14 protein-coding genes and 1 tRNA gene are annotated in these 13,331 nt (G+C 68.5%); 4 read left to right on the forward strand and 11 right to left on the reverse strand.

Going from position 1 to position 13,331, the window contains the following annotated elements; all coding sequences use genetic code 11:
* Positions 1-37 precede the first annotated feature (37 nt).
* Both RIF23_RS07935 and RIF23_RS07940 read right to left on the reverse strand, forming a co-directional pair.
* Complete coding sequence (locus tag RIF23_RS07935; RefSeq protein ID WP_310912094.1) at positions 38-1,078, reverse strand: serine hydrolase domain-containing protein; 1,041 nt, start codon at positions 1,076-1,078, stop codon at positions 38-40.
* Between the two features lie 67 nt (positions 1,079-1,145).
* Positions 1,146-1,586 (reverse strand): hypothetical protein, encoded by a 441-nt coding sequence (locus RIF23_RS07940; protein ID WP_310911758.1) that lies wholly within the window; start codon positions 1,584-1,586, stop codon positions 1,146-1,148.
* A 236-nt stretch (positions 1,587-1,822) separates the two neighbouring features.
* On the opposite strand from RIF23_RS07940, the gene RIF23_RS07945 reads away from it, so the two are divergent.
* Entirely contained in the window at positions 1,823-2,236 is a 414-nt protein-coding gene (locus RIF23_RS07945) for a DUF4234 domain-containing protein (protein ID WP_310911759.1), read from the forward strand.
* 394 nt (positions 2,237-2,630) lie between these two features.
* On the opposite strand, the gene RIF23_RS07950 is transcribed toward RIF23_RS07945, so the two are convergent.
* From RIF23_RS07950 to cysS, 3 genes are all read right to left on the reverse strand, one after another.
* Positions 2,631-2,703: transfer RNA gene (locus RIF23_RS07950), tRNA-Thr, on the reverse strand.
* Between the two features lie 44 nt (positions 2,704-2,747).
* A complete protein-coding gene (rlmB, locus tag RIF23_RS07955; RefSeq protein ID WP_310911760.1) occupies positions 2,748-3,686 on the reverse strand; it encodes a 23S rRNA (guanosine(2251)-2'-O)-methyltransferase RlmB in 939 nt (312 codons plus the stop codon).
* Positions 3,687-3,893: 207 nt separating this feature from the next.
* Positions 3,894-5,303 carry a cysteine--tRNA ligase gene (gene cysS / locus RIF23_RS07960; protein WP_310911761.1) on the reverse strand — a complete coding sequence of 470 codons (1,410 nt, stop codon included), beginning with the start codon at positions 5,301-5,303 and terminating at the stop codon, positions 3,894-3,896.
* A gap of 133 nt (positions 5,304-5,436) precedes the next feature.
* Here cysS and RIF23_RS07965 point away from each other — a divergent pair, with 133 nt between their 5' ends.
* Positions 5,437-6,936 (forward strand): hypothetical protein, encoded by a 1,500-nt coding sequence (locus RIF23_RS07965; RefSeq protein ID WP_310911762.1) that lies wholly within the window; start codon positions 5,437-5,439, stop codon positions 6,934-6,936.
* A gap of 80 nt (positions 6,937-7,016) precedes the next feature.
* Here the strand turns inward: RIF23_RS07965 and ispF are convergent, their stop codons facing one another.
* Together ispF and RIF23_RS07975 are read right to left on the reverse strand one after the other, a co-directional pair.
* Positions 7,017-7,502, reverse strand: coding sequence for a 2-C-methyl-D-erythritol 2,4-cyclodiphosphate synthase (ispF, locus tag RIF23_RS07970; RefSeq protein WP_310912095.1), 486 nt, complete (start codon positions 7,500-7,502; stop codon positions 7,017-7,019).
* A 29-nt stretch (positions 7,503-7,531) separates the two neighbouring features.
* Positions 7,532-8,014: a CarD family transcriptional regulator gene (locus tag RIF23_RS07975; RefSeq protein WP_310911763.1), complete on the reverse strand. Its 483-nt coding sequence runs from the start codon at positions 8,012-8,014 to the stop codon at positions 7,532-7,534.
* Between the two features lie 358 nt (positions 8,015-8,372).
* On the opposite strand from RIF23_RS07975, the gene RIF23_RS07980 reads away from it, so the two are divergent.
* Positions 8,373-9,110 (forward strand): hypothetical protein, encoded by a 738-nt coding sequence (locus RIF23_RS07980; RefSeq protein ID WP_310911764.1) that lies wholly within the window; start codon positions 8,373-8,375, stop codon positions 9,108-9,110.
* Positions 9,111-9,212: 102 nt separating this feature from the next.
* Here RIF23_RS07980 and RIF23_RS07985 read toward each other — a convergent pair whose 3' ends face one another.
* Together RIF23_RS07985 and RIF23_RS07990 are read right to left on the reverse strand one after the other, a co-directional pair.
* Entirely contained in the window at positions 9,213-9,902 is a 690-nt protein-coding gene (locus RIF23_RS07985) for a response regulator transcription factor (protein ID WP_310911765.1), read from the reverse strand.
* Positions 9,899-11,074, reverse strand: coding sequence for a sensor histidine kinase (locus tag RIF23_RS07990; RefSeq protein WP_310911766.1), 1,176 nt, complete (start codon positions 11,072-11,074; stop codon positions 9,899-9,901). The genes RIF23_RS07985 and RIF23_RS07990 overlap by 4 nt, the downstream gene beginning before the upstream one ends.
* Before the next feature lie 123 nt (positions 11,075-11,197).
* Between RIF23_RS07990 and phoU the strand changes: the two genes are divergently transcribed.
* Positions 11,198-11,860, forward strand: a complete 663-nt coding sequence (gene phoU / locus RIF23_RS07995; protein ID WP_310911767.1) for a phosphate signaling complex protein PhoU — start codon at positions 11,198-11,200, stop codon at positions 11,858-11,860.
* A gap of 58 nt (positions 11,861-11,918) precedes the next feature.
* Here phoU and RIF23_RS08000 read toward each other — a convergent pair whose 3' ends face one another.
* Both RIF23_RS08000 and RIF23_RS08005 read right to left on the reverse strand, forming a co-directional pair.
* Entirely contained in the window at positions 11,919-12,662 is a 744-nt protein-coding gene (locus RIF23_RS08000; RefSeq protein WP_310911768.1) for a phosphoglyceromutase, read from the reverse strand.
* A 10-nt stretch (positions 12,663-12,672) separates the two neighbouring features.
* Positions 12,673-13,311 carry a type III secretion system chaperone family protein gene (locus RIF23_RS08005; RefSeq protein WP_407659423.1) on the reverse strand — a complete coding sequence of 213 codons (639 nt, stop codon included), beginning with the start codon at positions 13,309-13,311 and terminating at the stop codon, positions 12,673-12,675.
* Positions 13,312-13,331 lie beyond the last annotated feature (20 nt).

The raw sequence follows: 13,331 nt of genomic DNA on the forward strand, positions 1-13,331 counted from the left end.
GTTGGCAGGCCCGCACTCGCCTCGCGGGACCGACGACCTACAGGGCGGGTTGCGCGGCCAGAGCGTGTTCCGCCCCGGAGCGCAGCTCCTGCACCCGACCGCCCCGGTCCCGCCCGTAGTGCACCGCGTTGGTCAGGATCCCGATATAACGTCCGGACTGTGGGTGTAGGTGCAGGCTGGTTCCCGTGAAACCGGTGTGGTGGACGACACCGGTGTCGGTAACCAGCCAGCCCAGGCCACGGGAGAGGCCAGGCTCCACTGATACCTGTGGCGTCCAGCTGTCCCGCAGGAACCGCGCGAGCTCGCTGGCTCCACCCTCGGCCGCGTAGCTGCGGAGGAGGTCGCGGGCATAGGCACCCACGTCTGCGGCGGTGCTGAACACGCCGGCGTGTCCGGCCACCCCACCCAGCAGCGCCGCGCCCTCATCGTGCACCACTCCCCACGTCGGGGCGGCTCCGCGCACCCGGCGCTCGGTGGGGGCCACGCCGGAGCCACGTGGCAGGGGGCCGTAACACGTTGCCGACATTCCCGCCTGCGCCCACATTTCTGTGGCCACCCGGTCCAGGGGGGCAGCGAGCACGCGCTCCAGTACCAGCCCGAGTAGGACGAAGCCACGGTCGATGTACCGGTATCCACCGGTTGTGGACGGCGTGTCCAGGATCGCCTCGGTGATGTCCCGTCCGGACGCCGCATGCTCCTCCAGCGGGGTCTCGGCATCGAGGCGGGAGGTGTGGGTGAGGATCTGGCGGGTGGTCACGTCGTGGCAGGCGAACGGTCCTCCGGGGACGTAGTCACCCAAGGGAGCATCCAGGTCCAGGAGCCCGTCCAGCACCGCGCGGCCGGTCAGGGTCCAGGTGGCGAGCAGCTTGGTGAGGCTGGCGATGTCGTAGCGGACGGCAGGGCCAGTCGCCACCTCGGGCAGATGCTCGGGCGACAGTTCCCCCACGGAGACGAACTCCCAGGTGTGTACGGTCCCCACCACGACCACACCGCCCGGTATGCGACCGGTGTCGACAAGGACTTTGAGAATGCCACGGAACTCCGAGCCCGTCTCGTTCACCCAGTCCCCGTCACGCAGCATTGTGGGCGTGCCCCCTCCCCACTCGGTTCCACCGCGCTCACCTTGATACCCAGGGGGAACCCGGTCACTCGCCCTCACTCTCGGTGAGCCCGTCGATGACGTCGTCGAGAACAAGAGCGCGATGCCGGTGGGACATGAGCGTGAGCTCTGCCAGGACAGCTGTGGTGTCCACGGTACTCCCCGCGGAGCCCCGGACCACGCACATCTTCAAACACTCGCGTGTGGGAATGGTCCAGGCGGCACGCTCGTCGGCAGGGGCCAAGGTGTAGACGGCCGCAGGAAAGGTGGGGCGGTGTTGGGGACTGAGCCACCGGGCCGTGCGGGCGAGAACGAAGCCCTGCAACAGGGAGTCAAACATCCCGCCGGGACATGGATCCGCGAGGGCCTCCCGGTCCCCCGCGATGCGGCACACGGAGCAGTTCGCCAGCTCGGCACGTAACAGCCAGCGGGCGCGTGGATGCTCGACCTCGGCGTTGTACAGCCGTCCGGGATGGCGGTGTCCCATGAGCTAGGAGATGGGTGTGCTGTGTTCGACGGCAACCATGGCGAGATTATAGAAAGGGACAGCGCGCCATAACTCCCCCGGGACCGGGGTGTTCCCTTCGGTTCCGCCACGCTCTGGACCGCTGCTTCACGATGAGCAGGAGGTCTGTCCACGCGTGCCGGCCCAGCTGGGGCATGCCCTGGGGAAGGGAATGGCGCGGGCACGCTACAACCGCGACCACCCCGAGGTGCACCCCCATGACCCAGTCATCCCCCACATCCCCCGCCCCGGCCGGTCCGGCCGGAATTGCCCCCGCCGAGGCGACCAAACGGCGACATCCGGTCGGTGTCTGGCTGGGGCTGACCCTCATCACCCTCGGCATCTACCACTTCGTGTGGTACTACAAGATCCATGCGGAAATGGCCGAATTCAGCCGTAGCCGCAACCACCCGGTGGCAGGGCCGATGCTGGTCCTCCTGTTCCTCCCCTGGACCCTCGGAATCGCACCGCTGGTTTCGTACTTCCGCACCGGTAAGCGGATTCGCACGGCCCAGGAGACCGCGGGTCTCACCCCGACGTGCTCGGCAGGATCCGGGCTGTTGCTGATGTTCCTGTTCGGCGCCGGAGTGGCCTACTACCAGTCCCAGCTGAACCTCATCGCCGATAGCTGATTGCACGCCGCCTCCGCCCGCCGCACGTCCATGCGGCGGGCGGACGTGCGGCGGGCGGAGGCGACAGTCGCAGTCGCGTTGGATTCCTGGGCAGAGGGAGACACTGCCGAAGCCCGATGGGACGCGCCCGGCACCGGTGGGGGTGATGGCGTCCTGACCCCCGCGTCACCGACGGCGAGACCCTCAATGATGCCCAGCTGGTGGTCAGTGAACTGGTCACCAACGCGATCCACCGCACTCCCAGCCTCGACCATGGCAGCACCCTAGCCCCCGCACCGTCGTGTCCGGTGGCCGTGGTGTGCCCCCAGTCCCCCACAATTTGTTCCTCTGGAAGCGGTGTAGTCAACAGATTCGATCTGTCGCCTCCGCGTTTACCCAGGTCAGATTGTGTGAGAGCCGGCGAGGGGACTCGAACCCCTAACCTATCGCTTACAAGGCGATTGCTCTGCCAATTGAGCCACGCCGGCAGGCCACCGCTCCCACGGAACGGCGACAGTCGCATGCTACCTGGTTACGCGCCACGCGACGACCGGCGGCGGGCAATCTCGTAGAGTGTCACTCCAGCAGCGACCGAGGCGTTGAGGGACTCGGTGCCGTGCATGGGAATGGCCGCCACCGCGTCGCAGGTCTGCCGGACCAGTCGGGACACTCCCTCTCCTTCGGCTCCCAGAACAAGAACCAGCGGATCGGTCACTAGGCTCAGCTCGTCGATGCGTGTCTCTGCCTGGCCGTCCAGGGCCACAGCGAACATTCCCTGGTCCTGATACGTACGCAGGGTACGGGTCAGATTGGTAACCCGGGCGACGGGAAGCCGGGCCAGGGTTCCGGCGGAGGTCTTCCACGCGGCGGTCGTCACACTCGCGGCGCGCCGCTCTGGAATCACCAGGCCGTGCGCGCCGAACGCCGCGGCCGAGCGGGCCACAGCCCCCAGGTTGTGCGGATCGGTCACACCGTCCAGAGCCACCACCAGGGGTGGGGCGTCGGTGTTTCGCGCACTGTCCAGCACCTCGTTCGGATCCACGTAGTGGAACGGGCGCACCCGCAGCATGATGCCCTGGTGGGCGAGTTCACCCTGACCGGCCCGCTGGAGTCGTCGGTCCAGATCCGCCCGGCTCTCCTCCACAACGGGAACGCCGGCGTCTCCGGCCAGCCGGGCGGCCTCGGTGATCCGGTCGTCAGAGTCGAGGCTGTTGGCAAGGTAGAGCCGTGTCGCCGGCATCCCCGCACGCAGTGCCTCCACAACCGGATTGCGCCCCACGAGGAGATTCGGGTCCGCCGTCGGCTCGGGCCGTGCCGGAGGGGACGGCCGTTTGGCAGCGCGCGCACGCTGCCGGTCGGAGTACCAGTGTCGCTGCTCCGCGGGCAGTGTCGACTTCTTGCCCTGGAGCGAGCTCCGGCCCTTGCCCCCGGTGCCGCGGCTCGGCCCCTTGCGGCCACCCTTGCCAGCCATCGTGTCCCCTCTGTGTCCTACAGTGCCGAACTCCCGGTCCGCGCACGGCGGACGCGAATCCCACGCGCGCCGACGCCCCTGGGCGAGACGATCTCGGACCGCACTATCGCGAACCACGGCCTTGCTCGTGAGGCTACCCGTCGTGGGCGGTCCCGCACTCCAGGGCGGGAACCGGACCAGCCTGGAGTCGTCGGAGGTGGACGGGCCTCAGCCGTGAGACAACACCCAGCGGGGACCGTTGGGAGTGTCCTCCACGGTGACCCCGGCCGCGCTCAGCCGATCCCGGATCTCGTCGGCCGTGGCGTAGTCCCTGCGGGCACGCGCGGCCTGCCGCTGTTCGAGCGCCAAGGGAACCAGCGCGTTGACGATCTGGCGCAAACCCCCGTCGTCGCCCGATACCCAGGGCTGTGCCAGGGGATCCAGGCCCAGCACCGCGAGGGTCTGCCGAACCTGCCCGGCGAGTTCAGCCACCCGCTCCTTGTCGCCGGCACTCAGCGCGGTGTTGCCGTCCCGAACCAGGCCGTGCACCACGGCCAGGGCGGCCGGCACCCCCAAGTCGTCGTCGAGGGCCGCGGCGAAGTCCTCCGGCACCCGCGAGGCAGGCTCCACGGAGCCCACCAGATCCTGTGCCCTGCGCAGGAAACCTTCCAGGCGCTGGTAGGCGGCAGCGGCCTCGTACAGCGCCTCGTCGGAATAGTCCAGAACGGACCGATAGTGGGCCTGCCCCAGGTAGTACCGCAGCTCCACCGGTCGTACCTTCGTGAGGATCACGGGGATGAGCAGCGAATTGCCCTCAGACTTGCTCATCTTCGATCCACCCACGGTAAGCAGCCCGTTGTGCAGCCAGTACCGGGCGAAGGGGTCGCCGGCTGCCTGTGACTGCGCAATCTCGTTCTCGTGGTGCGGAAAGACCAGATCCACCCCGCCGGCGTGGATATCGAACTCCGAGCCCAGGTACTTGGTGGCCATGGCCGAGCATTCCAGATGCCAGCCGGGCCGACCTTCGCCCCAGGGTGTCTCCCAGCTCGGCTCACCGGGACGGGCACACTTCCACAGTGCGAAGTCGCGCGGATCCCGCTTGGCCCGCTCCTGCTCGGCGTCCGTGTCGCCGGCGGCACGCATATGGTCCAGGCGTTGGTTGGACAGGGCGCCGTAGTCGGGGAAGGAGCGCACGTCGAAATAGACACTGCCTGCGCCGTCCTCCGGCACATAGGCGTGTCCCCCGTCGACCAGCCGTCGCATAAGCGTGATCATCTCCGGCACGTGGCCGGTGGCCCGCGGCTCCACACTCGGTGGTAGGCAGCCCAGAGTGTCGTAGGCGGCCGTGAACGCGCGAAGGTTGCGCTCGCTGACCTCCCACCACGGGATTCCCTCATCCTCGGCATTGGCGATGATCTTGTCGTCGATATCCGTGACGTTGCGACAGAACGTCACGCGATAGCCCTGAAACGTCAGCCAGCGCCGGAGGATGTCGAAATGCACTCCGGAACGGATGTGCCCGATATGCGGCGGCGCCTGCACTGTGGCCCCGCACAGGTAGATCGAGACACATCCGGCGCGCAGCGGGGTGAAGGTCCGTACCTCGCGCGCACGAGTGTCATAGAAACGCAAGCTCACGCCTCCACCCTAGCGGTTCACCGAGCCGCACCGGTCCGGATGCGCGTGGCCGACACCGCGTCCGGTTTCGGCCCCGGGGGATTTCAGCGCCCGCCTCGTGCCGCGGGCCCACCTCGACTACTCTTCTCCCACGATGGCCGTTACGTCCTCCTCCGCACCCGCCACGACGGCAGCCTCCCGCGGTTCACGCATCCTCACCGGGACCCTGGTCCTCGTGGGAGTCCTGGCCCTGGTGGCGTGTGCCATGCTGCTCTCCTACCACGGGCTCCTCCAGCTGGCCGTGCGCGGCAACGTCGGTGAGCCACACGCGCACGCCTACCCCGTCCTGTTCACCGTGCTGGTGCTGCTCAGCTTCGGGGCCAGCTACGTGCTGCGCGACGCGCCGCTGCGCACGCGCATACTGGCCGACCTGGCGGTACTGCTGCTGCTGGCCGTGGGTGCAGCCGCCAGCGCGGTGCACACCCTGGAACTCCCCATCTCCGAACAGAACCTGACCCTGGTGGTTACGGCGGTTCCCTGGGCGGCGGTGGGACTCGGGTTCTATCTGGCCGTAGCGGTCGGTTCACACCTGCGGGCCCAACGCCGGTCACCCACTCCCCAGACACGGCAGGCCCCGGACGCCACCGGCGGTTCCGCCTCCACCCCTTCCGCGGCACCCCCACTGCGGGGTTTCGTTCGCGACGCCACCACCGAGGACTCGTCCGGAACCGAGGCCACCGCGGCCCCCCGGGCCTCCGCCGGAAAGCAGAACCCGGCCGACCTCGACGAGAGCCAGCAAAGCCAGGAGGACGGGACGAGCAGGGAGGCCACCTCGGGTAGCGAGCCCGAGCCGAGCTCCGGCTCGCCCGACAGGGAAACCGGTCTCGGACTCACCCCGACGGTGGGGGCGGCCGCTGATACGCCACCGGCCACCGCGGACACCGCAGATCCGCCCGCCCGTGGGGACAGCACGGACAGCGGGGACAGCGGGGACAGCGGGGATAGCACTGCGACAGATGCCCCGGAACGGGACAGCAGCCCCGAGGACCGTCCCGAGCAGACCACCCGCCCCGGACCCGAACCGGACGATCACGAGCCCCGCGCGGACGCCACCGTCGGTCACGCGGCACCGACGGAGCAGGCAGCGCCCGGGGACCAGCTCCAAGATCACGCCGAGCACACACCCACGGCCGAGGACAACGAGCCGCAGCCCACGGACGGGACCGCGCCCGACGAGGACACGTCCCCCTCAGTCCGGGCGAGGCCACGGCTGGAGGCCCCGGCGACACTCCCGCAGCGCACTCCCGGGAAGAGCGCGTTTCCCCGACGGAGTCCCGGCCCGCGGAGCGCGGCGCCCGATCCCCCGGCTGACAGGGACACGTCCACGGTGCAGCGCGACGAGGGCTTCGTGCCGGAGGACCAGGTGGACGACCCGGCCACCGACGAGGACCTGGCCCCCGTGGCCGGCTCCCCCGACGACATCCCGCGTCCCGATGCGGCCGGGGAACGGCACAACACCACCAGCGCCATCCCGCGCCGCGCCGTGATCACCCGTCCCGGGAACCGGCACAGCCGGGAAAGTCCATCGGGTCCGGGCACGGCGCCCCCCTCGGGGCGGGTGCGTAGCGGACCCGTGCCCCCGGACGACGACTGACAGCGGGCGGTCCCGGCCGATACCACATCGGGTTCTATCGGGTTCTACGGACAGTGTGGCTGGCCGAGAGGCGTCCGGAGTCAGCCCTGCTGGGGATCGCGGTGCGGCTCGCTGGCCACGCACAGGGCCGTGGCGACGGCTGCGATACCCTCCCCGCGCCCGGTCAATCCCAGTCCGTCCGTGGTGGTCGCGGTGACGGTGACCGAGGCTCCGACGGCCGAGCCTAGAACCTGCTCCGCCTCGACACGACGCGGACCGAGCTTGGGGCGATTCCCGATGACCTGGATCGCGACATTGCCGATCTCGTAGCCGTGCTGGCGTACCCGTCGTGCGGTCTCCGCCAGGAGCGCCCGACCGCTGGCACCGCTCCACTGGGGATCCGAGGTGCCGAACTGGCTCCCCAGGTCCCCGAGCCCACAGGCCGACAGCAGTGCGTCGCAGGCAGCGTGCGCCGCGACGTCGCCGTCGGAATGCCCGGCAATACCGGGCTCACCGGGCCAGTCCAGGCCTGCCAACGCCAGGGACCTGGTGTCATCAAAGGGGTGGACGTCGACCCCGACGCCCACCCGCGGCAGAATCGGTCCGTTCCCGGAGCTCAATTCGTCAGGACTTCGTCGAGCAATGCCTCGGCTTTGTCCTCGTTCGTTCGCTCTGCAAGTGCCAACTCACTGACCAGGATCTGACGTGCCTTCGCCAGCATTCGCTTCTCGCCGGCCGAAAGGCCACGCTCCCGATCGCGCCGCCAAAGGTCTCGAACGACCTCTGCGACCTTGTTGACATCCCCGGAGGCGAGTTTCTCCAAATTCGCCTTGTACCGCCGGGACCAGTTCGTGGGTTCCTCGGTGTGCGGCGCCCGCAGCACCTCGAAGACGTGGTCCAGGCCCTCCTGGCCCACCACATCCCGGACACCGACCTCCTGCGCGTTCTCCGCGGGAACGCGTACAGTAAGATCACCCTTGTCAACCTTCAAGACGAGATAGGTTCTGTCCTCGCCCTTGATAACGCGATTCTCGATCGCTTCGATACGAGCAGCCCCATGATGGGGGTAGACAACGGTGTCGCCGACCTTGAAAGCCATGTGACAAGTACCCCTTCCGCTGGCCTCATCCTACCACGAATCGGCACTGACGGACACGAACGACGTTTACAACGATGCAGGTCAGGGCAGGTATGTGGGTCTTGACAAACGTGAGTTGAACGATCTCGGTGTGCGGAGGACAGTCCTGGATCGGGGCGCCGTGGCTGCCTCGGCAATCGCTCGGACCCGAGCGGCCGGTGCCCTCTCTGGTCGGTACGGTGATACGGCCAGGGTGCGCACCGGCCGGTCATCGCGATTGCGCGGCTTTCCGTGCCCCACCAGCGCCGCGCGCACGCCTGCGGTTAGGATACTGGCCGACCGGTTCGTCGTCTCCCTAGGCATGAGGAGTTACCTGGCCATGCGTAGTAGCAAGCCCGCACCCAGCACCAGGCGGAACGTCGGCTTCGCCGCCATCGCGGCCGCCGCCGCCCCGGTCGTTGCCGGATGCGGTGCCGCGGAGGCGAACCCGGAGAGCCCGGCGTGGGACTACGTTGCCAGCGCCGGCGCCAACGGGGCCACCAACGGGATGGAGGCCCACGGTGCCGTCGTGATCGGCCCCGAGGTCTGCGAGGTGCTTCCGGAAGGCTCGGACGTCGGTTTCTACGCGATGCTCGCCAACACCTCGGTCCCCGACGGGCGGGACCTGGAGGGGCTCACCCGCGACGAACTGGAGTCGGAGCTGGCCGAGTACACCGACGAGCTCACCGACATCACCGTGTCCGTCCCGGACGAACCTCGGGGGGAACACGAGGCGGAGGTTTCGGCCGCCAGTGTGGACTTCGACGGCCCGCTTGAGGTCGTTCCCGAGCAGCCCGTACAGATTTCCCACGAAGACCCGTTGGCGGTACTCGAGGAGCTGGACAGCGACCTGCGCGGAGGCGAGTACATCCAGATGACCCTGTCGTTCGCAGAAGCCGGGGACATGACCATGGACGTACCGGTGATGAACCGCAACGAGCTGGAGACCAGCGGCTTCTCGGAGTACCCGGAGCTGGCCGCGGCCGCGGACGAAGACGGAGACGGAGACGAGGACGGGGACGCCGAGGCGGACGAGGCCACAGCCCCCAGCGAGTGCCAGCCGGAGCGGGACGATTAGCCACGGGCCGTGCCGGGCGAACGGCAGGCGCTCCAGGCCCGCATACCGTGATTCGCCCGGCCCCGGCCGGGGGGCGTGGGCCCGGTCAGCCCACCGGCGTCCTCAGCTCTCGGCCGGTTCGAACTTGTACCCCAGTCCCCGCACGGTCACAATGTGTCGGGGATCCGCAGGGTCCACCTCGATCTTGGCGCGCAGGCGCTTGATGTGCACGTCCAGGGTCTTGGTGTCCCCCACATAGTCGGCGCCCCAGACCCGGTCGATCAGCTGCATCCGGGTCAGGACCCGCCCGGCGTTGCGCAACAACACCTCGAGCAGTTCGAACTCCTTCAACGGCAGCTGCACGTTCTCCCCGGTCACGGTCACCACGTGCCGTTCCACATCCATGCGCACGGGGCCGGCCTCCAGGGTGGCCGGCACCATGGCCTCCTCCTCACCTCGGCGGCGCAGCACGGCCCGGATGCGAGCCATCAGCTCCCGGGTGGAGAAGGGTTTCGTCACATAGTCGTCGGCACCGAGCTCCAGCCCGACCACCTTGTCGATCTCACTGTCCTTGGCGGTCAGCATGATGACCGGGACGCCCGAGCGTTGGCGCAGGGTGCGACACACCTCCGTGCCGGACAGTCCGGGCAACATCAGATCCAGGACCACCAGGTCGGCTCCGGTGCGGTCGAAGGTTTCCAGAGCCGCGGTTCCGGTCTCCGCCACCGCGACCTCGAAGCCCTCCTTGCGGAGCATGTACGACAGGGCATCGCTGTACGACTCCTCGTCCTCAACGACGAGTACACGCGTCACTGTGCTGCCTCCCGATCGGTGTCGTTGGTGGAGCGTCCAGGCTCCTGTGTGGTCGGCCGCGGCAGACGTAGGGTGAACGTCGACCCGGCCCCCTCCTTGCTCCACACCGTGACCTCGCCGTGGTGGTGGGTCATGATGTGCTTCACGATCGCGAGCCCGAGGCCGGTGCCACCCGTGGCACGGCTCCGTGCCGCGTCGACGCGGTAGAAGCGTTCGAAAATCCGCTCCAGGTCCTGGTGCGGGATTCCGATCCCCTGGTCGGCGATACTGATGTCAATGGTGCGCTCGGTAACCTCCGCCGAGATCGACACCCGGGTGCGCTCCGGGCTGTAGGCGACCGCGTTGGCGACCAGATTGCGAACCGCAGTGACGAGTAGCCCCTCGTCGCCGTAGACGATCAGCCCGGTGAAGTCACCGGAGGCGAGCTCGATGTCCTTGGCCTCCGCCGAGAGCCGCACCGCGTCCAGAGCCTCCTCGACCGTGGCCGCCAGATCCACGGCGACCGGATCCGTCATGGGTTCGGCACCCTGGATTCGGGACAGGGTGATGAGGTCCTGGATGACCTTGGTCAGCCGGTCGGCCTCCTGGCTCATCCGGGCGGTGAAGCGGCGCACCGCCTCGGGGTCGTCGCTGGCCTCGGAGATGGTTTCCGCCAGCAGCGACAGGGCACCGACCGGAGTCTTGAGCTCGTGGCTGATATTGGCAACGAAGTCGCGCCGTACGGCCTCGACCCGCTGGCGTTCCGTTTGGTCCTCCGCCAGGACCAACACCAGCCCCATACCGCCGAGTGGGGCCACCCGCACCGCGAAGGAGGTCGAGTCCGGCCCGAACCGGCGCACCGACACCTCGATCTCCGTTTCCCGGATGACACCATCTCGGCGCACCTGCCGCGCCAGGGCGAGCAACTCGGAGATCACCAGCTCCTCCCCCCGGACGATGCCGAAGGCACGTGCCGCAGAACTCGCCCGCAACACCCGGTCCGCCGAGTCGAGCACCACGGCCGAGGACGGAAGCGCGGTCAACACTTCCGCGATTCCGGGAGGTAGCTCGGGCTCCATCGGCTGGTACGGGGACGGTGGGCTCGGCTTCGGGCGCCGGGAGAACCGCCCCAGCACAACTCCCAGGATCAGCCCGACGACGCCGGTCAGCGCGGCGATCAGCTCTGCGTGCACAATTCGAGCCTAACCGGACAGGCTTCCACGACGTTCCCCGCGGCCGCGTGTTATAACCGAGATTCCCACAGAGTTAACCGACACGCCGCGGGCGGTTCATGCACGCCCTGGAAGGATGGGGGCATGCGCGACACCTATCACGAGGAACTCGACGCCCTGGGCGAACGGCTCGTCGAGATGACCAGGCTTGCCCGCCACGCGGTCGCGCGCGCGACCACGGCGCTGCTCGACGCGGACCTCACCGCAGCCCAGGAGGTGATCTCCGGCGACGACGCGGTGAACCAGCTGGAGAACGAGATCGAGTACAGCGCCTTCGACCTCATGGCGCGCCAGCAGCCCGTGGCCAAGGACCTCAGAACCATTATCACTTCGCTGCACATGGCGGGTGACCTGGAACGGATGGGTGATCACGCCGTCCATCTGGCCAAGGTCGCGCGGCGGCGACACCCGGACAGCGCCATCCCCAAGGAGCTGCGGGCCACGGTCCTGGAAATGGGGCATCAGGCGGAACAGCTGGTCATCAAGGCCGGCGAGGTCATCACGGAGCAGGACGCGGAAAAGGCGCTCGAGCTCGACAAGGACGACGACCAGATGGACCGGCTGCGGCGTAAGCTGCTGACCCGCATCCTGGATCCCAGCTGGAAGCACGGGGTCGAGGCGACGATGGACGTGACCCTCGTCGGCCGGTTCTACGAACGATTCGGCGACCATGCGGTGCACGTCGCCGACAACCTCATCTACATGGTGACCGGGGAGAAGCCGGGCGACGAGGAGCGGGAGCCCTAAGGGACGCTACGGCGCGCGGGGCGGTGCCGCTCCGACGGCTCCGCCCCGGAACCGCAGATCAGCGGCCCTGGTTACGAACCGCTTCGATGGCCTCCCGCGCGGCCTCCGGATCGAGGTACTGTCCTCCGGTCCGGCGCGGAGTGAACGACTCGTCCAGGTCGTAGACCAGGGGGATTCCCGTGGGGATGTTCAGCCCCGCGATGGTGGTGTCGTCCACACCGTCCAGGTGTTTGACCAGCGCCCGCAGGGAGTTTCCGTGCGCGGCCACCAGGACGGTGCGGTCGGCGGCCAGGTCAGCGACGATCGCGTCGTACCAGTAGGGCAGCAGGCGCGCCACAACATCGGCCAGGCACTCGGTGCGTGGCATTAGCTCCGGCGGCAGCTGGGCGTAGCGAGGGTCGCCGACCTGCGAGTACGGGTCGTCGGCCGCGAGCGGCGGCGGGGGGGTGTCGTAGGAGCGCCGCCAGACGGAGAACTGCTCCTCCCCGTACTCCTCCCGCGTCTGCGCCTTGTCCTTGCCCTGGAGGGCCCCGTAGTGGCGCTCGTTGAGCCGCCAGGAACGTCGCACGGGAAGCCAGTGCAGATTCGCCTCGTCCAGTGCAATGTTGGCGGTGCGGATCGCGCGCCGCAGCACGGACGTGTGCACGATGTCCGGCCGAATGTCGGCTTGGGCCAGTAGGCGGCCGCCGCGGCGGGCCTCGTCCTCCCCTGTGGCGGAGAGATCCACATCCACCCAGCCGGTGAACAGGCCCTTCGCGTTCCACGTGCTCTCGCCATGTCGTAGCAGTACCAGTCTCGCCATGGTGGCCAGCCTAGCGAGTTTCCGCAGACGGCGCTGTGGGCGGTGGGGTCGGCGAGCTGTCCCGGGACTGTTCGCTGCCCCGTGCCGCATCCCCGCCCGTGCCCCCGGCGTCCTCGGCCGCCGGGGGTGATGTGGCGTCCGTGTCCGGTGGCGTGTCCGTATCCTCGATCAGATGCCGGAAGGCGGCGAGGTTCCGTTTACTCACTCCGCGGGCGGTTCGCCACTGCCACTCCCGGCGGATGGAGGAGGCGAACCCACGTTCCAGGGCCGGGTTGAAGTTCTCGTCGGAGTAGGTGAGCGCGCACCCCAGCAGCCGGTCCACCTCGTCCGCGGTCACGGCATGCAGCGGCAGCCGTCCGGACAGGTAGACGTCGCCGATGTCATCCGTGACGAAGGACAGCACGTACATGTCCTCGCTCTTGCGCAGCAGCCACTGGTAGAAGGCGGCGTGGTTCTCGTCGGGTTGGCGGCAGAAAAAGGTCTTGATCCGCAGGCTGTGGCTGCCCACGCCCAGCCACACCTTGGTTGCGAGTTTGCGCTGTCCGGGCAGGGTGACCAGGAAGGCGTGTTCGTCCTGGCGTTCGTAGTCCACCTCGGCCCGTTCGAGCGCGGTTTCGAGTTCCTCGATCGCCGTTGCGCGTGTGGTCACTGTGGTCCTCTCTGCACGCG

It is taken from the genome of Lipingzhangella rawalii (genome assembly GCF_031628175.1).
Lineage (GTDB): Bacteria > Actinomycetota > Actinomycetes > Streptosporangiales > Streptosporangiaceae > Lipingzhangella_A > Lipingzhangella_A rawalii.